This is a genomic window from Nocardioides aestuarii (assembly GCF_039527245.1).
Classification (GTDB): Bacteria; Actinomycetota; Actinomycetes; order Propionibacteriales; family Nocardioidaceae; genus Nocardioides; species Nocardioides aestuarii.
Map to the genome: position 1 here is coordinate 1,829,265 of NZ_BAAAJT010000002.1, position 19,819 is coordinate 1,849,083.

At 71.3% G+C, this 19,819-nt stretch carries 18 protein-coding genes; 10 read left to right on the forward strand and 8 right to left on the reverse strand.

Annotation, left to right across the window (positions count from 1 at the left end):
• Positions 1 to 13: 13 nt before the first annotated feature.
• The gene (gene dnaB, locus ABD091_RS09330) at positions 14 to 1,447 is read right to left on the reverse strand and encodes a replicative DNA helicase (RefSeq protein ID WP_343917681.1); all 1,434 of its coding nucleotides are present in this window, start codon (positions 1,445 to 1,447) and stop codon (positions 14 to 16) included.
• 493 nt (positions 1,448 to 1,940) lie between these two features.
• Between dnaB and ABD091_RS09335 the strand changes: the two genes are divergently transcribed.
• Positions 1,941 to 3,275, forward strand: a complete 1,335-nt coding sequence (locus ABD091_RS09335; protein ID WP_343917683.1) for an MATE family efflux transporter — start codon at positions 1,941 to 1,943, stop codon at positions 3,273 to 3,275.
• Between the two features lie 9 nt (positions 3,276 to 3,284).
• Positions 3,285 to 3,833 (forward strand): hypothetical protein, encoded by a 549-nt coding sequence (locus tag ABD091_RS09340; RefSeq protein WP_343917685.1) that lies wholly within the window; start codon positions 3,285 to 3,287, stop codon positions 3,831 to 3,833.
• A gap of 40 nt (positions 3,834 to 3,873) precedes the next feature.
• Here ABD091_RS09340 and rplI read toward each other — a convergent pair whose 3' ends face one another.
• The 4 genes from rplI to rpsF all read right to left on the reverse strand — a co-directional run bounded on the left by rplI (position 3,874) and on the right by rpsF (position 5,587).
• A complete protein-coding gene (gene rplI / locus ABD091_RS09345) occupies positions 3,874 to 4,320 on the reverse strand; it encodes a 50S ribosomal protein L9 (RefSeq protein WP_343917687.1) in 447 nt (148 codons plus the stop codon).
• A gap of 14 nt (positions 4,321 to 4,334) precedes the next feature.
• A complete protein-coding gene (gene rpsR / locus ABD091_RS09350; protein ID WP_343917689.1) occupies positions 4,335 to 4,571 on the reverse strand; it encodes a 30S ribosomal protein S18 in 237 nt (78 codons plus the stop codon).
• An 80-nt stretch (positions 4,572 to 4,651) separates the two neighbouring features.
• On the reverse strand, positions 4,652 to 5,215 hold the full coding sequence (locus ABD091_RS09355; RefSeq protein ID WP_343917691.1) for a single-stranded DNA-binding protein: 564 nt from the start codon (positions 5,213 to 5,215) through the stop codon (positions 4,652 to 4,654).
• 87 nt (positions 5,216 to 5,302) lie between these two features.
• The gene (gene rpsF / locus ABD091_RS09360) at positions 5,303 to 5,587 is read right to left on the reverse strand and encodes a 30S ribosomal protein S6 (protein WP_343917693.1); all 285 of its coding nucleotides are present in this window, start codon (positions 5,585 to 5,587) and stop codon (positions 5,303 to 5,305) included.
• A 180-nt stretch (positions 5,588 to 5,767) separates the two neighbouring features.
• Between rpsF and ABD091_RS09365 the strand changes: the two genes are divergently transcribed.
• The 3 genes from ABD091_RS09365 to ABD091_RS09375 are packed head-to-tail and all read left to right on the forward strand — an operon-like array spanning position 5,768 to position 8,779.
• Positions 5,768 to 6,556, forward strand: a complete 789-nt coding sequence (locus ABD091_RS09365) for a deoxyribonuclease IV (RefSeq protein WP_343917695.1) — start codon at positions 5,768 to 5,770, stop codon at positions 6,554 to 6,556.
• A 35-nt stretch (positions 6,557 to 6,591) separates the two neighbouring features.
• A complete protein-coding gene (locus tag ABD091_RS09370) occupies positions 6,592 to 7,719 on the forward strand; it encodes a lipid II:glycine glycyltransferase FemX (RefSeq protein ID WP_343917697.1) in 1,128 nt (375 codons plus the stop codon).
• 4 nt (positions 7,720 to 7,723) lie between these two features.
• A complete protein-coding gene (locus ABD091_RS09375; RefSeq protein ID WP_343917700.1) occupies positions 7,724 to 8,779 on the forward strand; it encodes an alanine racemase in 1,056 nt (351 codons plus the stop codon).
• On the opposite strand, the gene ABD091_RS09380 is transcribed toward ABD091_RS09375, so the two are convergent.
• A complete protein-coding gene (locus tag ABD091_RS09380; RefSeq protein ID WP_343917702.1) occupies positions 8,766 to 10,199 on the reverse strand; it encodes a glycosyltransferase family 87 protein in 1,434 nt (477 codons plus the stop codon). The genes ABD091_RS09375 and ABD091_RS09380 overlap by 14 nt on opposite strands.
• A complete protein-coding gene (locus tag ABD091_RS09385; RefSeq protein ID WP_343917704.1) occupies positions 10,199 to 12,538 on the reverse strand; it encodes a transglycosylase domain-containing protein in 2,340 nt (779 codons plus the stop codon). Before ABD091_RS09385 ends, ABD091_RS09380 begins: the two co-directional genes overlap by 1 nt.
• A 143-nt stretch (positions 12,539 to 12,681) precedes the next feature.
• On the opposite strand from ABD091_RS09385, the gene ABD091_RS09390 reads away from it, so the two are divergent.
• From ABD091_RS09390 to ABD091_RS09405, 4 genes are all read left to right on the forward strand, one after another.
• Positions 12,682 to 13,308, forward strand: coding sequence for a PadR family transcriptional regulator (locus ABD091_RS09390; protein WP_343917706.1), 627 nt, complete (start codon positions 12,682 to 12,684; stop codon positions 13,306 to 13,308).
• 52 nt (positions 13,309 to 13,360) lie between these two features.
• Positions 13,361 to 14,446, forward strand: coding sequence for an inositol-3-phosphate synthase (locus tag ABD091_RS09395; RefSeq protein ID WP_343917708.1), 1,086 nt, complete (start codon positions 13,361 to 13,363; stop codon positions 14,444 to 14,446).
• A gap of 96 nt (positions 14,447 to 14,542) precedes the next feature.
• Positions 14,543 to 15,262: an MOSC domain-containing protein gene (locus ABD091_RS09400; RefSeq protein ID WP_343917710.1), complete on the forward strand. Its 720-nt coding sequence runs from the start codon at positions 14,543 to 14,545 to the stop codon at positions 15,260 to 15,262.
• Between the two features lie 48 nt (positions 15,263 to 15,310).
• A complete protein-coding gene (locus ABD091_RS09405) occupies positions 15,311 to 15,706 on the forward strand; it encodes a DUF805 domain-containing protein (protein ID WP_343917712.1) in 396 nt (131 codons plus the stop codon).
• Between the two features lie 15 nt (positions 15,707 to 15,721).
• On the opposite strand, the gene ABD091_RS09410 is transcribed toward ABD091_RS09405, so the two are convergent.
• A complete protein-coding gene (locus ABD091_RS09410) occupies positions 15,722 to 16,021 on the reverse strand; it encodes a hypothetical protein (RefSeq protein WP_343917714.1) in 300 nt (99 codons plus the stop codon).
• Positions 16,022 to 16,139: 118 nt separating this feature from the next.
• Between ABD091_RS09410 and ABD091_RS09415 the strand changes: the two genes are divergently transcribed.
• Positions 16,140 to 19,760, forward strand: a complete 3,621-nt coding sequence (locus ABD091_RS09415; RefSeq protein ID WP_343917716.1) for a PKD domain-containing protein — start codon at positions 16,140 to 16,142, stop codon at positions 19,758 to 19,760.
• The last annotated feature ends 59 nt before the right edge of the window (positions 19,761 to 19,819 follow it).

Genomic DNA, 19,819 nt, shown 5'->3' on the forward strand with positions numbered 1-19,819 from the left:
CCGTCGGGTCCGGTCAGCCGTGGGCCATGTCGACGAAGCGGGAGTAGTGGCCCTGGAAGGCGACGGTGATGTCGCGGGTCGGGCCGTTGCGGTGCTTGGCCACGATCAGGTCGGCCTCGCCGGGGCGGGTCGACTCCTTCTCGTAGACGTCGTCGCGGTGGAGCAGCACGACCATGTCGGCGTCCTGCTCGATCGAGCCGGACTCGCGCAGGTCGCTCATCATCGGTCGCTTGTCGCCGCGCTGCTCCGGACCACGGTTGAGCTGGGAGAGCGCGATGATCGGGACCTCGAGCTCCTTGGCCAGCAACTTGATCTGGCGGGAGAACTCCGAGACCTCGAGCTGGCGCGACTCGACCTTCTTGCCCGACGTCATCAGCTGGAGGTAGTCGATGACGATCAGCCGCAGGTCGTGGCGCTGCCGCAGCCGGCGCGCCTTCGCGCGGATCTCCATCATCGTCATGTTGGGCGAGTCGTCGATGAACATCGGCGCGCTGGAGACCTCGCCCATCTTGCGGGCCAGCTTGGTCCAGTCGTCGTCGGTCATCGCACCGTTGCGGATGTGGTTGAGCGGCACCTTCGCCTCGGCGGAGAGCAACCGCATCGTGATCTCCGAGCGCGTCATCTCGAGGCTGAAGAAGCAGCTGGTCAGGTTGTTGTGGATGGAGGCGGCCCGGCACAGGTCGAGCGCGAGCGTCGACTTCCCCATCGCGGGTCGCGCCGCGACGATGATCATCTGGCCGGCGTGGAGGCCGTTGGTGAGGTCGTCGAGGTCGGCGAAGCCGGTCGGCACGCCGTAGAGGCCGGCCTCGCGGTTGCCGATCGCCTCGATCTCGTCGAGGACGCCGTCCATGATGTCGGAGAGCGGCGCGTAGTCCTCGGCGCTGCGCTTGTCGGTGACCTTGTAGACCTCGGCCTGGGCCTGGTCGACGACGTCGTCGACCTGCCCCTCGCCGGCGTAGCCGATCTGGACGATCTTGGTGCCGGCGTCGACGAGGCGGCGCAGGATCGCCTTCTCCCGCACGATCTCGGCGTAGTAGCCCGCGTTGGCGGCGATCGGCACGTTGGCCGAGAGGGTGTGGAGATAGGGGGCCCCGCCGACCCGCTGGAGCTCGCCCCGGCGCTGGAGCTCGGCGGCCACCGTCACCGGGTCGGCCGGCTCGCCGCGGCCGTAGAGGTCGATGATCGCGTCGTGGATCAGCTCGTGGGCCGGGCGGTAGAAGTCGGTGCCGCGGACGGTCTCGGTGACGTCGGCGATCGCGTCCTTGGAGAGCAGCATCGCGCCCAGCACGCTCTGCTCGGCGGCGTTGTCCTGGGGAGGCGTCCGGTCGCCCCCGGAACGCTGCGGAGCCTCGCCCGGCGCGTAGGCCGCGGGGCCGTCACCCCACTGCTCGTAGTCGTCGGGAGGCGCGTCAGGCCCGTGGGGCATGCCGTGCTCGGTGACGCTCACGAGTCCTCCAACGTCAGTGGGTCCGGGGGGTCGGTGGTCCTCCGTGACGATAGGGAGGACCACCGACAGTGCTCGACCGGTGCCGGCGAGCGGCGGGGGGAGGTCGGGCAACTCGGAGGAACCTACGCGGCCCCTGCGCGCGACCGGAAGCACCTTGTCCACAGCCCCCTGGGGATAACCGGCCGCCGGTGGTGGAGTTCTCCCCGGATGGTGTGCACAGGGTGGGGACCGTCCTGTGGAGCAGGGGCCGTCAAGTCGCCGCTGACAGGGCGCTGACCTGCGAAGACGGTCTTCACAGGATGTGGACGCGAAACTGTCGGCGACTTTCTCGGTCGAGGTTCACGATCCGGGACGAGTGGGCGCCGCGCCAGCGCCGCTAGCAGAGCACGGTCCGGGCTGCAGCGTTATTCACCGATTCATCCACATTGACCAGCGGGTCAGCCACGTCATGGGCACATGGCGCTACTGATCCTTACTGCCGTAGTCTGGTCGCATGCCGGGACCCCAGGAGCGCGAGATCCTGCGCCTCGCCGTCCCCGCATTCCTGGCCCTGGCGGCGGAGCCGTTGTTCCTGCTCGCCGACGCCGCGATCGTGGGCCACCTCGGCACCGCTCCGCTGGCGGGGCTCGGTCTCGCGGCCGCCGTCCTCCAGACGGCCGTCGGTCTCTGCGTCTTCCTCGCCTACGGCACCACGGCCGGCGTCGCGCGCCACCTCGGCGCCGGCGACACCCGGGGCGCGCTCGCCCAGGGCGTCGACGGGCTGTGGCTGGCCGTGGCGATCGGCGCGGCCGTCACGCTGCTCGGCGTCCCGGCCGCCGGGCTGCTCGTCGACCTCTTCGGCGCCGGGGCGGAGGTCTCCGAGCAGGGCACCACCTACCTGAGCATCGCCCTGCTCGGCACGGCTCCGCTGCTGCTCATCCTCGCCGCGACCGGGGTGCTCCGCGGTCTCCAGGACACGCGGACGCCGCTGGTCGTGGCGGTGGCCGGCAACGGGCTCAACGTCGTGCTCAACGTCGCCCTCGTCCACGGCGCCGGGCTGGGCATCGCCGGGTCGGCCTGGGGCTCGGTGCTGGCCCAGATGGCCATGGCCGGCGCCCTCGTCGCGGTCGTGGTGCGCGTCGCGCGCCGTGAGCGAGCGCCGCTGCGGCCCGACCTCCCCGGCATCCGGGCCGCCGGACGGGCGGGAGTCCCGCTGGTGGTCCGCACCCTGACCCTCCGGGCCGCGCTGCTGGTCACCACGTGGGCGGTCACGGTGGGCGCGACCGACGTCGCGGGCCAGACCGTCGACGTCGCGACCCACCAGGTCGCCTTCACCCTGTGGACCTTCCTCGCGTTCGTGCTCGACGCGATCGCGATCGCCGCGCAGGCCCTGACCGGCCGGTCCCTCGGCGCGGGCGACGTCGCCGGGACCCGGGCCATGACCCGCACCATGATCCGGTGGGGTCTCTGGTCCGGCGTGGTGACCGGAGTCGCGCTGGCGGTGGCCAGCCCCGTCCTCGGGCCGCTCTTCACCTCCGACGAGGCGGTCCACGAGCGACTGGTCGCCGTGCTGGTGGTCGCGGCCCTGGGCCAGCCGGTCGCCGGGGTCGTCTTCGTCCTCGACGGGGTGCTCATCGGCGCCGGCGACGGTCGCTACCTCGCCTGGGGCGGCGTCGTGACCCTCGTCGTCTACGCGCCGGTGGCGCTGCTCGCCGTCCTGCTCGGCGGCGGCCTGCTCAGCGTCTGGGTCAGCTTCAGTGCACTGTTCATGGGAGCCCGGCTCGTCGTGCTGGTCCACCGGGCCCGCGGCGATGCCTGGTTGGTCACCGGGGTGCCGGTGCGCCCCTAGGGTGTGCGGGTGCGCCCGCTCTCCCTGCTCGCCGTCGGCCTGCTGATCGCGCTCCTCGACATCTCCTTCGAGGGCGTCGACGTGGTCGCCGACTGGATCGGCTGGCTGGTCGTGCTCCTCGCCTGCGCGGGACTGCCGCCCCAACTCGCCCCGGCACGGCTCGCCGTGGCCGGAGCCGCGGCGCTGCTGGTCTCCGTCGCGATCTGGATCCCCGGCGCCCTCGTCGACGTCGAGGCGCTCCCGCTCCCGCTCGCGTGGGCGATCAGCCTGCCGGAGGTCGGCTTCGGCCTGCTGCTGGCGCTCTCGATGGCGCGGGCCGCGGGCGGCGCCGGCGACGAGTCCGCCCGCGGGTGGTGGCGACTCGTGCTCGCCGGCAACATCGTGGTGCTGCTCCTCCCGCCCGTGGTCTACGGCGCGGGCGTGGTCGCCGTGCTGCTCGTCGGGGTGCTCATCGGGCTCGTCACCGCGATCACCGAGATCGTGCTGTGCTTCCGGCACGGTGACCGGCCGTGGGCCCAGCCGACCCCCGAGCACGCCGCAGGGCCGCCCCTCCCGTGAGGAGGGACGGCCCTGCGGACTGTCGTGCGTGAGGCCGGCGTCAGGCCGGGATCACGTTGAGGGCGACCTGGGCCGACACCTCGTCGTGGAGCTTGACGGCCACCTGGTGGCTGCCCAGCGACTTGATCGGGTTGCCGATCTGGATGGTGCGGCGGTCGACCTGCTCGCCGGCGGTCTCCGACAGCGCAGCAGCGATGTCGGAGGCGGTCACGGCGCCGAAGAGCCGACCGGTGTCACCGGCCTTGACCTTGACCGGGACCGGAGCGGCCTCGAGCTTGGTCTTGATCTCGGTCGCGTGGTCGGAGTCGCGCACGGCGCGCGCCTTGCGGGCGGCCTTGATCGACTCGGCGGTGCGCTCGGCACCCTTGCTCCAGCGGATCGCCTCGCCGCGCGGCAGGAGGTAGTTGCGGCCGTAGCCGTCCTTGACCTCCACCACGTCGCCGGGAGCGCCGAGGCCGGAGACCTCCTGGGTCAGGATGATCTTCATCAGGGGGACTCCTCTCAGCGACCGGTGGACGTGTAGGGCAGCAGCGCGAGCTCGCGCGCGTTCTTGACCGCGATGGCCACGTCGCGCTGGTGCTGGACGCAGTTGCCGGTCACGCGACGCGCACGGATCTTGCCGCGGTCGGAGATGAACTTGCGAAGCAGGGCGGCGTCCTTGTAGTCGACGCCGGTCGCCTTCTCCTTGCAGAACTGGCAAACCTTCTTCTTGGGCTTGCGAATCACTGCCTTGGCCATTGTGGTGCTCTCCTTACGAGCCCGGCGTGAGCCGGAATGGTGTCAGGTGTTGATGGATGGATCAGTGGATCCGTGACGGATCAGAAGGGCGGCTCGTCGTTGCCGCCGCCGCCCGGGGTCGCCCACGGGTCGTTGGCAGGAGCGCCACCGCCCGAGGACTGCCCGCCCGAGGGGCCGGACGAGGCCCACGGGTCGTTGGCCGGAGCGCCACCGCCGGAGGCGCCGCCCCCGGAGTAGCCGCCACCGCCACCGCCGCCGTAGCCCCCGCCACCGCCGGAGCGCTGGGCGCGGGCGACCTTGGCGGTCGCGAACTTCAGCGAGGGGCCGACCTCCTCGACCTCGAGCTCGAAGACGGTGCGCTTCTCGCCCTCACGGGTCTCGTAGGAGCGCTGCTTGAGCCGGCCCTGCACCACGACCCGCATGCCCTTCTGCAGCGACTCGGCGACGTTCTCGGCCGCCTGGCGCCACACCGAGCAGGAGAGGAACAGCGCTTCGCCGTCCACCCACTCGCGGGTCTCGGAGTTGAAGGTGCGGGGGGTCGAGGCGATCCGGAAGTTGGCCACTGCAGCCCCCGAGGGGGTGAAGCGGAGCTCCGGGTCGTCGACCAGGTTGCCGACCACGGTGATGACGGTCTCGCCTGCCATGTCAGGTCTCCCTCGTTGGATCCACTGGTTCGTCGGGCCCCATCAAAGCGTGGGGCGCCGACAGGGGAAAGTGCTCGTCCACAGGCCTCAGGCCGGACGCAGCACCTTCGTGCGCAGCACGGACTCGTTGAGGCCGAGCTGGCGCTCGAACTCCTTGACCGTGGCGGGCTCGGCGTTCAGGTTGATGACGGCGTAGATGCCCTCAGCGTTCTTCTTGATCTCGTAGGCCAGCCGACGACGGCCCCAGACGTCGACGTTGTCGACGCTGCCACCATCCTTGCGGATGACGTTGAGGTACTTGTCGAGCGACGGCTCGACGGTCCTCTCTTCGAGACTCGGGTCGAGGATGACCATCACTTCATAGGCACGCACAGCGGTCTCCACCTCCTCTGGACTCAGGCGGCCACGGACTCTCCGTGGCAGGAGGGCTGTTGCGATGTCGCCCGGGACCGACCCCGGGCAACCGGGAGAGACTAGCAGCGGCGGCGCACCCCCACGGAATCCGCAGCAGGGCCGCTCAGCCCTGTCCGACCCGGCACCTAGGCTGGCCGCATGGACATCGGAGCCCACGTCGACCAGACCGACCCGATCGCGGAGGCCCGGGCCCGGCAGGCGCCGCTGGTCCAGTTCTTCCTCGGCGACCCGCAGGGCTACAAGGGCCCCGAGATCTCCTACGCCGCGGGCGCCGACGCGCTGCGCGACGACGCCGTCGCCGCGGGGGTCGACCTCTACGTCCACGCCCCCTACATCGTCAACGTCGCCACCACGAACAACCGGATCCGGATCCCGAGCCGCAAGCTGCTCCAGCAGCACGTCGACGCCGCGGCGGCGATCGGCGCCAAGGGGCTGATCGTCCACGGCGGTCACGTCAACAAGTCCGACGATCCGCAGGTCGGCTTCGACAACTGGCGCAAGGCCGTCGACGCGGTCGACCTCAAGCTCCCGCTGCTGATCGAGAACACCGCCGGCGGCGACAACGCGATGACCCGCTACCTCGAGCGGATCCAGGGGGTCTGGGACGCGATCTCGTCCTGCGAGCAGGCCGACCGGGTGGGCTTCTGCCTCGACACCTGCCACGCCCACGCCGGCGGCAACGCCCTCGAGACGGTCGTCGACGACGTCCGGGCCATCACCGGACGGATCGACCTGGTCCACTGCAACGACAGCCGCGACGACTTCGACTCCGGGGCCGACCGCCACGCCAACCTCGGCGCCGGCAAGGTCGACCCCGACCTGCTCGCGGCCGTCGTGCGCGACGCTGCCGCGCCGGTGGTCCTGGAGACGCCCGGCGGCGCCGACGACCACGTCGCCGACACCCGGTGGCTCCGCGACCGGCTCTGACCGGGGCCACCGACCCACCCGATAGCCTCGGCCGGGTGACCGCAGCACCCACCGTCCGCACCCTGTCCGCGGCCGAGCACGTCGAGTTCGTCCGACGCCAGAGCTCGGTCAGCTTCCTCCAGACCCCCGCCTGGGCCCAGGTGAAGCCCGAGTGGCGCGCGGAGTCGATCGGCTGGGAGCGCGGCGGCGAGGTCGTGGGCGCGGCCCTCGTCCTCTACCGCCAGCTGCCGAAGGTCCGGCGCTACCTCGCCTACCTGCCCGAGGGCCCCGTCATCGACTGGTCCGCCGAGGACCTAGGCGAGTGGCTCGCGCCGATGGCGGCCCACCTCAAGCAGCAGGGAGCCTTCGGCGTCCGCATGGGTCCGCCGGTGGTGACCCGGCGGTGGAGCGCCCAGCAGGTCAAGGACGGCGTCGCCGACGAGTCCGTGCGCCGCCTCGACGACGTCGCGCCCGCCGAGCGCTCCGCCGAGGGCGCCCGCGTGGTGGCCCAGCTCCACGAGCTCGGCTGGCGGCCGCAGGCGGTCGAGGGTGGCTTCGCGGCCGGCCAGCCGCAGTACAACTTCCAGGTCCCGCTCGAGGGCCTCGACGAGGACGCCGTCCTCCAGGCCATGAACCAGCAGTGGCGCCGCAACATCCGCAAGGCCGACAAGGCCGGCGTCGAGGTGACCACCGCCTCGGCCGGGGCCGAGGACCTCAAGGCCTTCCACGACCTCTACGTCCACACGGCCGAGCGCGACCACTTCACCCCGCGCCCGCTCTCCTACTTCCGCGTCATGCTCGACGCGCTGTCGGCCGAGGACCCCGAGCGGATCCGGCTCTGGTTCGCCCACCACGAGGGCGACCTGGTCGCCTCGACGATCTCCATCCGGGTCGGCACGCACGCGTGGTACTCCTACGGCGCCTCCTCGTCCGAGAAGCGGGAGGTCCAGGGCTCGAACGCCGTGCAGTGGGCGATGATGCGCGACGCGCTCGCCGCCGGCGCGGAGGTCTACGACCTGCGCGGCATCACCGACACCCTCGACCCTGACGACCCCCACGTCGGGCTGATCCGGTTCAAGGCCGGCACCGGCGGCGAGGCCGTCGAGTACGCCGGCGAGTGGGACCTCCCGCTCAACCGCGCGCTCTACAAGGCCTTCGACACCTACATGAAGCGGCGGGGCTGAGCCGATGAGCCTGCGCCTCTCCGTCGACGGCGACCGCTGGCGCACCCACCTGCGCCACGTCGCCGACACCACCCCCGGCCTGACCCCGGTCCTCAAGGGCAACGGCTACGGCTTCGGCCTCCACCGGCTGGCGCGCAAGGCGGGCTGGCTCGGGGTCGACACCGTCGCCGTCGGCACCTATCCCGAGCTGGCCGAGGTCGCGCCCCGCTACGACGGCGACCTGCTCGTCCTGACCCCGTGGCGACCGTTCGGCCCCGCCCTCGAGGTCGACCCGACGCTCGCGCGCCGGGTGATCCACACCGTCAGCCGGGTCGAGGACATCGCCCCCCTCCTCGAGCGTGACCCGCAGGCCCGGATCGTCCTCGAGCTCGTCACGAGCATGCGCCGCCACGGCCTCACCCGGCGCGACCTCGAGGCCGCCGCCGAGGAGGTACGCCGCCACGAGGGCGTCGAGCTGGAGGGCGTCGCCATCCACCTGCCCCTGGGCCACGGCTCCCACCTCTCCGAGGTGCGGCGGCTGATGACCCACGTGGTGGCGGCGGAGCTGCCGACCCGCACCCTCTGGGTCAGCCACCTGACGGCCTCCGAGCTCGAGCGCCTGCGGGCGTCCTACTCGGACTTCGAGGTGCGCCCGCGGATCGGCACGTCGCTGTGGCTCGGTGACCGCGGCGCACTGCGGGTCACCGCCAGCGTGCTCGACGTCCACGCGGTCGACCGCGGTGACGTCTTCGGCTACCGCGGCCGCAGCATGCCCAAGCCCGGCCACCTCGTCGTCGTCAGCGGCGGCACCGCCCACGGCATCGGGCTCGAGGCCCCGACCGGCGACCTGAGCATCAAGGCGCGCGCGGCCACCCTGGCCCGCGGTGGCCTCGACGCGGTCGGCTTCGTCCGCTCGCCGTTCAGCCTCGACGGCAAGCAGCGGCTGTTCGCCGAGCCGCCCCACATGCAGGCCTCGATGCTGTTCCTGCCCCAGGGCGCGCGGGTGCCCGCGGTCGGCGACGACGTCGACGTCCGGGTGCGCTTCACGGCGACGACGTTCGACGCCGTCACGATCGACTGACGACCAGCTGTCGCGAGAGGCCGGCCTCGGTGCGTCGCACCGGGTCGTGCCAGGGCTTGAGGACGTCCCGGATCACGATCGCCGCGAGGTAGAGCTCGCCGAGCACCCGCAGCACGATCGCCGCCCAGTAGAGCCCGGCGTCGCCGCCGGCGGTGGGCTCGAGGTCGCCGCCGAGGTACCACCAGACCATCGCGAAGTAGAAGATCTCGGTGCCCTGCCACACGAGGTGGTCGCGCCAGCGCGGACGGGCGAGCGCGGCCAGGGGCAGCAGCCACAGGACGTACTGCGGCGAGTAGACCTTGTTGACGAGCAGGAAGCCGACCAGGACGAGGAACGCGAGCTGGGCGAACCGCGGGGTCTCCGGCGCGAGGAGCCCGAGCGCGAGCACGCCCGCGCACCACGCGGCGAGGACGACCAGCGACCAGAGGTTGACCGCCGACGCGGTCGTCGCGCCGTCGGTCGCCTGGTCGAGGACCAGCCACAGCGAGCCGAGGTCGGCGCCCCGGTCGGAGTTGAAGGTCCAGAAGTGGGCCCACTGCTCCGGCCCCGACACGAAGCCCGGCAGGTCGACGACGAGCCAGGTCACGGCCGCGGCCGTCACCACCCGACCGAGGTCGACCAGCCGCCGGTCGCGCAGGCAGATCACCAGCAGCGGCCCGAGCAGGAGCAGCGGGTAGAGCTTCGCCGCGATCCCGAGCCCGACCATCACCCCGGTCAGCACCGGGCGGTCGCGGCTCCACGCCCACAGCGCGCCGGCGACGAACACCAGCGCCAGCAGGTCCCAGTTGACCCAGGCGGTGAGGAGCAGGGCCGGCGAGGCCGCGACCAGCGCGGCGTCCCACGGGCGACGGCGGTGCACGCCTGCCAGCAGCCACACCGCCAGCAGCGTCAGGGCCGCGAGGCCGACCGCGTTGACGGCGACGTAGGTGCGTGACTCGGCCAGCACCCCGTCGACGGTGTTCAGCCGATCGGTGCCGACCGCGTAGCGGGGCGTGATGTCGGGCGACCCGCTGAGCCAGTGGGTCGCCCACCCGGTCCCCCACGCCCAGTAGGAGATGAGGACGGGGTACTCCATGACGGGGTAGCGCGAGCGCACCTCGGCGTCGTCACCGTAGGGCCACTCGAGCTCCGCGAAGCCCCGCCCGGTGTAGAGGTAGGGCAGGTCGGAGTAGCACATGTGGGTGTAGCGGGCCTCGCCGTCCTGCCAGGAGTCGGCGTAGCAGCTGGTCTTCTGGACCAGCCCGAGGGCGAGCACCAGCGCCGTGATCGCGAGCAGCACCCGGACCGGCGTCCACCAGGGGTGGCGGCCGGCGTGCTCGCCGACGGGACCGCCGACCGACTCCGAGAGCGAGGCGACCAGCGGGTCGTCGAGCGTGGGGTGCTCGTGACCCGCCTCCGGCACCCCGCCGCCCGGCGTCACTACAGGATCCACCACTCCCGGAAGGCGGCGACCGCGAGCAGCACCGGCACCCGGCCGACCGCGAGGTCTCCGACGTACGCCGAGTTGCCGCCGCCACCGCCGCCACCGCCACCAGCGGCGGTGGTGGTGTCGGTCGCCGTCGGCGTTTCGTCGCACGAGGGGTTCAGCGGCGGGCAGTTGGTCTGGCCCGGCGGGGTGTTGGTCTTCGTCGGCTCCTCGGTCGGGGTCGGCGTGGGCGACTCCGAGGGCTTCGGGGTCGACGGCTTCGGGGTCGACGGCTGCTGGGTGCGGGTCGGCGAGGGCGGCGGCGTGTAGGGCTCGTGTCCCTCGGTCGGGGCGTCGCCGTCGAGCATCGCCGGCTCGGGGAACTCCTCGACGGGGAGGCCCTCCATCGCCCGCTGCATGACGGCGGTCCAGGTCTCGGCCGGGTAGGCACCGCCGAAGTAGGACGGCAGCCAGCCCTGCAGCTGCTCGTTGCCCTTGCCCCGGACGTACATCACCGCGGTGGAGAGCTGGCGGGTGTAGCCCGCGAACCAGGCCGACGAGACCTCGCCGTCACCGTTGGTCGCCGTGCCGGTCTTGCCGGCCGACGGCCAGTCGAGCTCGAGGGCGGCCGTGCCCGAGCCCTCCTGCACGTTCTTCTGGAGGGCATAGCTGACGTCGGAGGTGACGTCCTCCTCGATCGCCTTGGAGTCGTCGACCTTGTGCTGGTAGTCGGTCTCGCCGTTGGCGAGCACGACCTTCTCGATGATGTAGGGCTCGGCCGCGACGCCGTCGTTGGCGAGGGTCGCGTAGGCGTTGGCCATGTTGATCGGCGACACGGTCGCGTTGCCGAGCGAGACACCGGTGATCGGCTCGAGGCCGGGCGAGGTCGAGGGGAAGCCGGGTCCCTTCTTCGGGGCCTTGGACGGCGGGATGCCCATCCGGTTGGCGGCGTCGATGATCGCGTCGGGGCCGTCGTCCATGGAGAGGGTCATGTCGATGAAGGCGGTGTTCACCGAGTGCTCGGTGGCGGTGATCATGTCGATCGCGGAGCCCCAGTCCTCGTCGCCCTGGTTCTCCACGAGGTTGCCGTCGGGCAGCTCCAACGGCGAGTTGCCCTCGAAGGTGTCCTCGAGGCCGAAGCCCTGCTCGATCGCCGCGACCAGCGCCGCGGCCTTCATCGTCGAGCCGGCCTGGCCACCCGCGACGGCCCAGTTGAGCTGGGAGTCGAGGTAGTCCTGACCGCCGAACATGCCACGGATCGCGCCCGTGCCGGGCTCGACCGTGGCGACGCCGATGTGGAGCTGCTTGTCGCTGAATCCGTCGGGCCTGGCCTCGACCACGCCCTGCACCGCGGCGTTCATCGCCTTCTCGGTGAAGGTGGTCGTCACCCGCAGGCCGCCGCCGTCGATCTGCTCGTCGGTGTAGCCGAGGTCGAGCAGCTCCTTGCGCACCATCGTCAGGACGTGGCCGCGCTGCTGGCCGTACTGGCTGTCCTGCTCGATCTCGGGGAACTTCGGCAGCTTCTTCGCCGCCTTGTCTGCCTGGTCGGCGCTGACCGTGCCCTCCTCGGCCATGTCGTTGAGGACGGCGGCGTAGCGGGACTTCAGGTCCTTCTTCGACCGCTTCCCGTTGCTCGGGTCGAGGTCGTTGGGGTCGTTGAGGAGGCTCGCGATGACCACCGACTCCTTGAGGTCGAGGTCGGCCGCATCCTTGTCGAAGTAGGCCTTGGCCGCCGCCTGCACGCCGTAGGCGCCGCGACCGAAGTAGATGGTGTTGAGGTAGCCCTCGAGGATCTGCTCCTTGCTCTGCTCGCGCTGGAGCTTGAGCGAGATGATCGCTTCCTTGACCTTGCGGGTGAGGGTCCGCTCCTGGGTGAGGTAGAGGATCTTCACGTACTGCTGGGTGATCGTCGACGCGCCCTGGGTGTCGTTGCCGCGCGCGTTGCTGAAGGCGGCGCGGACGATGCCCTTCGGGTCGATGCCCCGGTTGGTCCAGAAGGTCCGGTCCTCCGCCGCCACGACGGCGTCCTTGACCGAGTCGGGCATCTCCTCGAGGTTGATCGACTCGCGGTTCTGCTTGGCGAACTGGCCGAGCTGCTGCTTGCCGTCGGCGTAGTAGACGAAGGAGGTCTGGGTCTCGAACTCCTCGTTCGGCCGCGGCACGTCGATCGTCTGGTAGAGGACGATGAAGGCTCCCACCCCGAGCAGGGAGCCGAGCAGACCGAGCACGAGGACGGCGATGCCGACCTTCTTCCACCGGCTGCGGCCGGAGGACTTCTCCTTGCCGGAGCCCTGGGCCGAGGGGGTCTGCTTCTTCGTGACGGCCGGGCCGGCCGCGCGTCTCTTGCCACTCACAGGCGCGTGATCCTTCGTTCGGGGGAAGTGCCTGGCTGACTCAGAGTACGGGCGAGGCGCCGACGCTCCGAAAATCTCGCCCGCGACGCGCTGCGGCGTACCGCCGTGTTGGAGGTGATGGATATATCGGTACGATAGGTCGCATGGCACGTCGTGGAGAGACCATCGAGCTGGCAGTCCTCGGGCTGCTGCACGAGGCCCCCATGCACGGCTACGAGCTGCGCAAGCGGCTCAACCTCATGCTCGGGTGGGGGCGGGTGCTGTCCTACGGCTCCCTCTACCCCGCGCTGAAGAAGATGCTGCGGAGCAACCTCATCGAGGAGACCACCGCCTCCTCGGCCACCGTCAGTCGGCGGCCGCGCATCGTCTACCAGCTCACCGAGCAGGGCAACGCCGAGTTCGAGCGGCTGATGTGCGAGGTCGGGCCCACCGCGTGGGAGGACGACAACTTCGACATCCGCTTCGCCTTCTTCGGCCGCACCGACATGGAGATCCGGCTCCGCGTGCTCGAGGGCCGCCGCAGCCGGCTCCAGGAGCGGCTCGAGCGGGTGCAGAAGGAGCTCGCCATGACCCAGCAGGAGGTCGACCGCTATGCCGCCGAGCTCCAGCGCCACGGCGTGGAGTCCGTCGAGCGCGAGGTGCGCTGGCTCTCCGAGCTGATCAACGCCGAACGATCCGGCGGTGCCCCCGACGACGTGGGCGCCACCGACACCGAGCAGCACCACACCCCCGAGACCACCCCTCCGGACCGTCAGGCGCACCAGGGCTGACGGGCCGGGCACACCAGGACATGACAACGCAGGACCAGGAAGGAATCCCGACATGGGTGCCGTACGAGTAGCAATCGTGGGCGTGGGCAACTGCGCCACGTCCCTGATCCAGGGCGTGGAGTACTACCGCCACGCCGACCCCGCCGGAACCGTGCCCGGCCTGATGCACGTCGCGTTCGGCGACTACCACGTCGGTGACGTGGAGTTCGTCGCCGCCTTCGACGTCGACGACACGAAGGTCGGCAAGGACCTCTCCGAGGCGATCAACGCCTCGGAGAACAACACGATCAAGATCGCCGACGTCCCGACCCTCGGCGTGGAGGTGCAGCGGGGCCACACCCTCGACGGCCTCGGCAAGTACTACCGCGAGACGATCGAGGAGTCGGCCGCCGAGCCGGTCGACGTCGTGCAGGTGCTGCGCGAGCGTGAGGTCGACGTGATGGTGTCCTACCTCCCGGTGGGCTCCGAGGAGGCCGACAAGTTCTACGCCCAGTGCGCCATCGACGCGGGCGTGGCCTTCGTCAACGCGCTGCCCGTCTTCATCGCCTCCGACCCCGAGTGGGCCAAGAAGTTCGAGGACGCCGGCGTCCCGATCGTCGGCGACGACATCAAGAGCCAGGTCGGCGCGACCATCACCCACCGGGTGATGGCCAAGCTGTTCGAGGACCGCGGCGTGGTGCTCGACCGCACCTACCAGCTCAACGTCGGCGGCAACATGGACTTCAAGAACATGCTCGAGCGCGACCGCCTCGAGTCGAAGAAGGTCTCCAAGACCCAGGCCGTCACCTCGAACCTGACCGGCGAGCTCAAGGGCAAGATCCACGACCGCAACGTCCACATCGGCCCGTCCGACTACGTCCAGTGGCTCGACGACCGCAAGTGGGCCTACGTCCGGCTCGAGGGCCGCGCGTTCGGCGACGCCCCGCTCAACCTGGAGTACAAGCTCGAGGTCTGGGACTCCCCCAACTCCGCCGGCATCATCATCGACGCGATCCGCGCCGCGAAGATCGCCAAGGACCGGGGCATCGGCGGCCCGATCATCTCCGCCTCGTCCTACCTGATGAAGAGCCCGCCGGTGCAGCTGCCGGACGACGAGGGCCGGGCCCGCGTCGAGGCCTTCATCCGCGGGGACGAGTGACCTCGCACTGACGACGCACTGACGACGCAGACAGGGGCGGTGGCCGGCGACGGTCACCGCCCCTGCTGCGTCCCCGGCCGTGACAGGGTGGCCGGCATGGAGGTCGTGCGCGTCGGGTTCGCCGCGGTGAAGGGCGCGCATCACGCCGCCCACCCCCACGCCACGGTCACCGCGACCGGCCCGGTCGGCGACCGGGTGTTCTGCCTGGTCGACCCCGCCGCCGACCGGTGCCTGCGGACGATCGAGCACCCCGCCCTGCTGCAGGCGAGCGCCACCTGGGACGGGGTGACCCTCCGGGTGGACCTGCCGTCCGGCACGGTCGGGGGCCTCCCCGAGCCGACCGGTGAGGTGCGCACGGTCGACTACTGGGGCCGCCCGACCCCGGTCGCGGTCGTCGGGGGCGCGTGGGCGGCGGCGTACTCGGACCACCTCGGGCGCGAGGTGCTGCTCGCCCGTGCCGAGCCCGGCGACGTCGTCTACGGCCGCGCGGTCACCGTCATCTCGACCGGTGCCCTCGCCGCGCTGGGCCGGGACGTCGACGGGGCCCGCTTCCGCGCGACGATCGAGGTCTCCGGCGACGACCCGGAGCCCGGCACCACCCTCCGCGTCGGCGACGACCTCGTCCTGGCCGTACGCCGCCGCGTGCCGCGCTGCGCGGTCGTCGACCACCACCCGACGACCGGCGAGCGCGACCTGCGGCTGCTCAAGCAGCTGCCGGTCGAGGACGGGGAGCCAGTCTTCGGCGTCGAGGCCGACGTCCTCGCCCCCGGCACCGTGTCGACCGGAAACGCCGTGGTCGAGCAACCGAGCCGCTAACCTCCCGCCCGGAGGCGTCACGGTGGCGCCCCACGACTCGGGGGAACCATGGGCTTCACGACCGCCGTCCGCACCTGCCTGCTGGAGAAGTACGCCACCCTCGAGGGCCGCGCGCGACGCTCGGAGTACTGGTGGTTCCAGCTCTTCCTCGCGCTCGTCGCCCTCGTCGCCGTGCTGCTCGTGTTCCTGTTCCGGTCCGAGGTCCCGCTCTACGTGATGGCCGTCGTGGGGCTCGGCCTGGTCCTGCCGTCGATCGGCGTCACCGTCCGGCGCCTCCACGACACCTCGCGCTCCGGCTGGTGGTACCTCATCTCGTTCGTGCCCTACGTCGGCCCGATCGTGCTGCTGGTGTTCTGCTGCCTCGACAGCGCGCCCTCGAACCAGTACGGCACCTCGCCCAAGGTCGAGCCCAACGTGGCCGGCTACCTCCAGCCCGGAACCTGACCCGCCGCCGGATGGTCAGTGGTCGCCAGGGATCGCCATGCTCATCACCGGCCCCACGACGACGTCGCTGACCACCGCGCCGACCGCGGCGAGGTCGGGCGCCAGCATCGAGTCGAGCGCGACAGCGAAGGCCTCCTCGGTCCGCCACACCGACACGAAGCGGAACGCATCGTCACGCGGGCTGACCGCGAGGAAGACCAGTCCGTCGTACGGCGGACGCCCGAGCGCCTCACCGCGCTCGGTGGTGCGCTGCTCCACCTCGTAGAGCTGTTCCGGCGTGACGCCGCGGACCTCGAACTCCACCATCACGGCCATGCCCGACAGCATGCAGGCCACGCTCGGATCCGGCCAGTGCGTAACGACCGGGGCAGGGTCTCGTTGACGCGGGCATCGGTGCACCGACCGTGCGCCCCGGCTCTCACCTGGAGAACAGATGCCCGCTCACCCGAGGCTCCTCACCGGCGCCCTGGCGGTCACCACCGCCTGCGCCGCCCTGCTCGTCCCGACCACGTCGGTCCCCGCGAACGCACAGGCACCAGCCGCGGCGCCCACCCCCGCGGAGGCGCTCGCCGTCCCGTCGAAGGGAGAGGTGGGCGGGTTGCTGGTCGAGAACTCGTTCGTCTCCTCGGTCGGCTGGGTCAAGCCGGGTGACGCCTACCCGTCACGGGTCCTGCTGACCAACACCGGGGACACCCCGGTGGGCGGCGCCGAGGTCGTCGTCACCGCGCCGACCGGCACCACCTTCACCCAGGCCGGTCAGGGCGCGACGGTCAGCGAGGACGGCGACACCGTCACGTGGAGCCCCGGCAGCGTGGCCGCCACGAGCACGAAGACGCTCGTCCTCGAGAGCACGGCCGACACGCTCGAGCAGCTCCCCACCGTCGTGTGGCGCGACCTGTCCTCCACCGCGACCGTCACCGTCGGTGACGCGGAGTCGGCGTACACCAGCCACGGGCCGAAGGTGATCCCGCCGGGCGAGCAGTTCGACACCGCGCGCTACGGCGACCGGCCGTTCCCGGTGGTCCCCGTGCAGTACCGCGACCGCGCCTACCAGGACACCCACGAGCGCGACCTCGACACCGTCATCAACAGCCCCGACTTCGAGGGCTCGACCTACAACCTCTTCCAGGAGATGTCGCTCGGTCAGCTCCACCCCCACGGGACCGTCCCGTCCGAGGGCATCGCGAGCGCGGGCTTCGGCGACTACGAGCCCGGCTTCGACTTCAGCCAGATCGACCCGACCGCGCTCAACACCTGCCTCGGCGTGACGCAGACCGAGACCCCGTTGGCCACCGTGCCCGCGCCCGGGACGGTCGGCGGCGTCGACTACACCGAGCGGATCACCGACGGGATCTACAACCTGCCCGGCCAGACCGGCTACTACGGCTCCGACTCCAACGGGTCGGCCGTCGTCGGCGCCGTCGGCGGTGTGGGTGCGCTCCAGCAGATCGACAACGCCTGCGGACCGACCGGGAAGATGGTCTACGACGCCGCGGCGATCGCGGACCCGGAGATCGACTACTCCGACTACGACACCGACAAGGACGGCGTCGTCGACTTCTTCATGGTCGTCTTCGCCGGCTGCGGCGGCAACGGCTCGAGCCAGCTCAGCGTCGCGGGCTGCGACTACACCGGCGCCCCCTACGACAACGTCTGGCCGCACTCCTCCTCGCTCGAGTACTACTACACCGACGAGGAGACGGGTCTGCCCGGCTTCACCACCGACGACCAGCTGAAGGACCTCGAGGGCCGGCCGCTGTTCTACGAGACCGCGCAGCGCCGTGGGATGACGACGACCGAGACCGACTGGCCGGTGTTCGTCCGGGTCGGTCCCTACAACGTCAACCCCGAGACCGCGATCGACAAGGCGAGCGTGATCTCCCACGAGTACGGCCACTCCCTGGGCCTGCCCGACTTCTACTCCACCGGCAGCCGTGAGACCTACGGCGACTGGAACCTGATGGCGACCGACAAGTCCCAGAACATCGACGCCTTCGGCCGCCAGGAGCTCGGCTGGGTCGTCCCGCAGGTCCTCGACGGCGACACCACCGTCACCGGGTGGAGCGACTCCAAGGAGGACACCGGCGCCATCACGTGGCAGACGCCGGCGGGCGAGCCCTACACGCTGACCGACGGCGACGACGGCATCGTCCGCAACTCGCAGATGTACGTCGCCAAGCTGCCGGGCCGCCAGCTGCTCGACCCCGCGAAGTTCGACACCGGTGAGGGCGCCAGCGCCACCCACGCCTGGTACTCCGGCTCCGGCAACGACTTCGGCTGCGCCAGCGACGGCCAGGGCCACAACCTCGACGTCGCCGTGCCCGGTCTCGCCGACCTGCCCGAGGGCAGCACCGTGACGCTGTCGATGAAGTCGATGTGGGACATCGAGTGGGACTACGACTACGGCTACGTCCTCACCTCGACCGACGGCGGTGACTCCTTCACCTCCCACGAGTCCGAGAACGGCTACACCACCTCCAACACCGACCCGTTGGCCGGCAACCCCAACCAGAACAACTGCCAGGCGACCTTCGACAACGGCCTGACCGGCACGTCCGGCTCCTACGAGGCAGGGAGCGAGGTCGTCGACCGCAAGCTCGGGAACACCCCCGACATGGTCTTCCTCGCCGACCGCTTCGACGTCTCCGACCTCGCGGGCGCCGACAACCCGGTGCTCCGCCTCAGCTATGCGACCGACCCGGGCCTGGCCCGGCCGGGCTGGTTCATCGACGACCTGGAGGTCACCGCCACCACGCCGTCGGGTCAGCAGGTCCTGATGGAGACCGACTTCGAGTCCGACGGCGGTCCCGACGACGGCCGGATCTTCAACGGCGGCTGCCGGGACGACTTCGGCGCCCACTGCACCCAGGGCTGGAACTACGTCGAGGCCGGGTCGGAGGCGTCCTTCGACCACGCCTACTACCTCGAGATGCGCGACCGCTCGGGCTTCGACCTCGACGGCCACGGCCAGATCGACCGCGACCCGATCGCCTTCGAGCCGGGGCTCTACCTCTCCTACACCGACGAGGCGCACGCCTACGGCAACGCCGGGACGGACAACCCGCCGGCCCAGTCGCCGCTGGACAGCGTCCCGGAGCCGGGGAGCGACACCCCCGACCTCAGTGACGCCGCCTTCACCGCGGCGGCCGACCGCTCGGCGTACTCGGATGCCGGCGAGGGCCACACCGACAACTACTCCGACCCCACGACCGCCTCGGGCAACTGGGAGTTCCGCTACGACTGCCTCGCCTTCGAGGTGCTGTCGATGGCCGGGGACGCCGAGGGCCCCGCGGGCTCCGACGGCGACCTGACCGGCGACGTCGACTTCACCATGGGTGAGGGCTGCGGGTCCTACGACTACGGCTACGGCGAGCCGGCGGCCGGCGGGGAGAACACCGCGCCGACGGCGACCGCCACCGCCGACCCGACCACGGCCGAGGTCGGCCAGGAGGTCACCTTCGACGCGACGGGCAGCACCGACGCCGAGACCCCGACGACGCTGGACTTCAGCTGGGACCTCGACGGCGACGACGCGAAGGACGCCGACGGCCCGACCGTGGTCCGCGCCTACGACGAGCCGGGCAGCTATCGGGCGACGGTGACCGTCACCGACCCGTCCGGGGCCACCGACACCGCGGTCGTCGAGGTGACGGTCACCGGCGGGGAGGAGCCCCCGGCGACGACGACCGTCCGCTGCCGGGCGGGGGCCGTGGACCGGTCGCCGGACTGGAAGGTCGTCCACAAGGAGGCGGCGACCTACGGCTCCTACTGCGACAACGGTGCCGGTCGGGACCGGGAACGGCCGGACGTGCTGACCCTCGACTTCGCGGGACCCCGCCTGACCGTCGTCCACGGCGACTCCTCGCGCGGTGGTACGGCGCGGGTGATCGTCGACGGCGAGCGGATCGGCCGCGTCTCCTTCGAGAGCGACCGCACGGCGATCGCCTTCGGCCAGGAGCGGCGCTTCACCCGCCTCGGCGCCGGGGACCACACCGTGCGGCTCGTCGTCCGCCGGGGCCGCGGCTTCGTCGAGGGCTTCGTCAGCCGCGGCTAACGCCGGATCCATGGCGCTTCCCACGGGTCAGAGCCCGTGGGAAGCGCACCGGACGTGGC

Bases quoted from the DNA above. Each gene is read 5' to 3' on its own strand.
- ABD091_RS09410 (WP_343917714.1), bottom strand. From the start codon at position 16,021: ATGGCCGTGATGGTGGAGTTCGAGGTCCGCGGCGTCACGCCGGAACAG.
- ABD091_RS09390 (WP_343917706.1), top strand. From the start codon at position 12,682: ATGGCACGTCGTGGAGAGACCATCGAGCTGGCAGTCCTCGGGCTGCTG.
- rplI (WP_343917687.1), bottom strand. From the start codon at position 4,320: ATGAAGATCATCCTGACCCAGGAGGTCTCCGGCCTCGGCGCTCCCGGC.
- ABD091_RS09415 (WP_343917716.1), top strand. From the start codon at position 16,140: ATGCCCGCTCACCCGAGGCTCCTCACCGGCGCCCTGGCGGTCACCACC.
- ABD091_RS09365 (WP_343917695.1), top strand. From the start codon at position 5,768: ATGGACATCGGAGCCCACGTCGACCAGACCGACCCGATCGCGGAGGCC.
- ABD091_RS09355 (WP_343917691.1), bottom strand. From the start codon at position 5,215: ATGGCAGGCGAGACCGTCATCACCGTGGTCGGCAACCTGGTCGACGAC.
- ABD091_RS09335 (WP_343917683.1), top strand. From the start codon at position 1,941: ATGCCGGGACCCCAGGAGCGCGAGATCCTGCGCCTCGCCGTCCCCGCA.
- ABD091_RS09405 (WP_343917712.1), top strand. From the start codon at position 15,311: ATGGGCTTCACGACCGCCGTCCGCACCTGCCTGCTGGAGAAGTACGCC.
- rpsR (WP_343917689.1), bottom strand. From the start codon at position 4,571: ATGGCCAAGGCAGTGATTCGCAAGCCCAAGAAGAAGGTTTGCCAGTTC.
- ABD091_RS09395 (WP_343917708.1), top strand. From the start codon at position 13,361: ATGGGTGCCGTACGAGTAGCAATCGTGGGCGTGGGCAACTGCGCCACG.
- ABD091_RS09400 (WP_343917710.1), top strand. From the start codon at position 14,543: ATGGAGGTCGTGCGCGTCGGGTTCGCCGCGGTGAAGGGCGCGCATCAC.
- ABD091_RS09375 (WP_343917700.1), top strand. From the start codon at position 7,724: ATGAGCCTGCGCCTCTCCGTCGACGGCGACCGCTGGCGCACCCACCTG.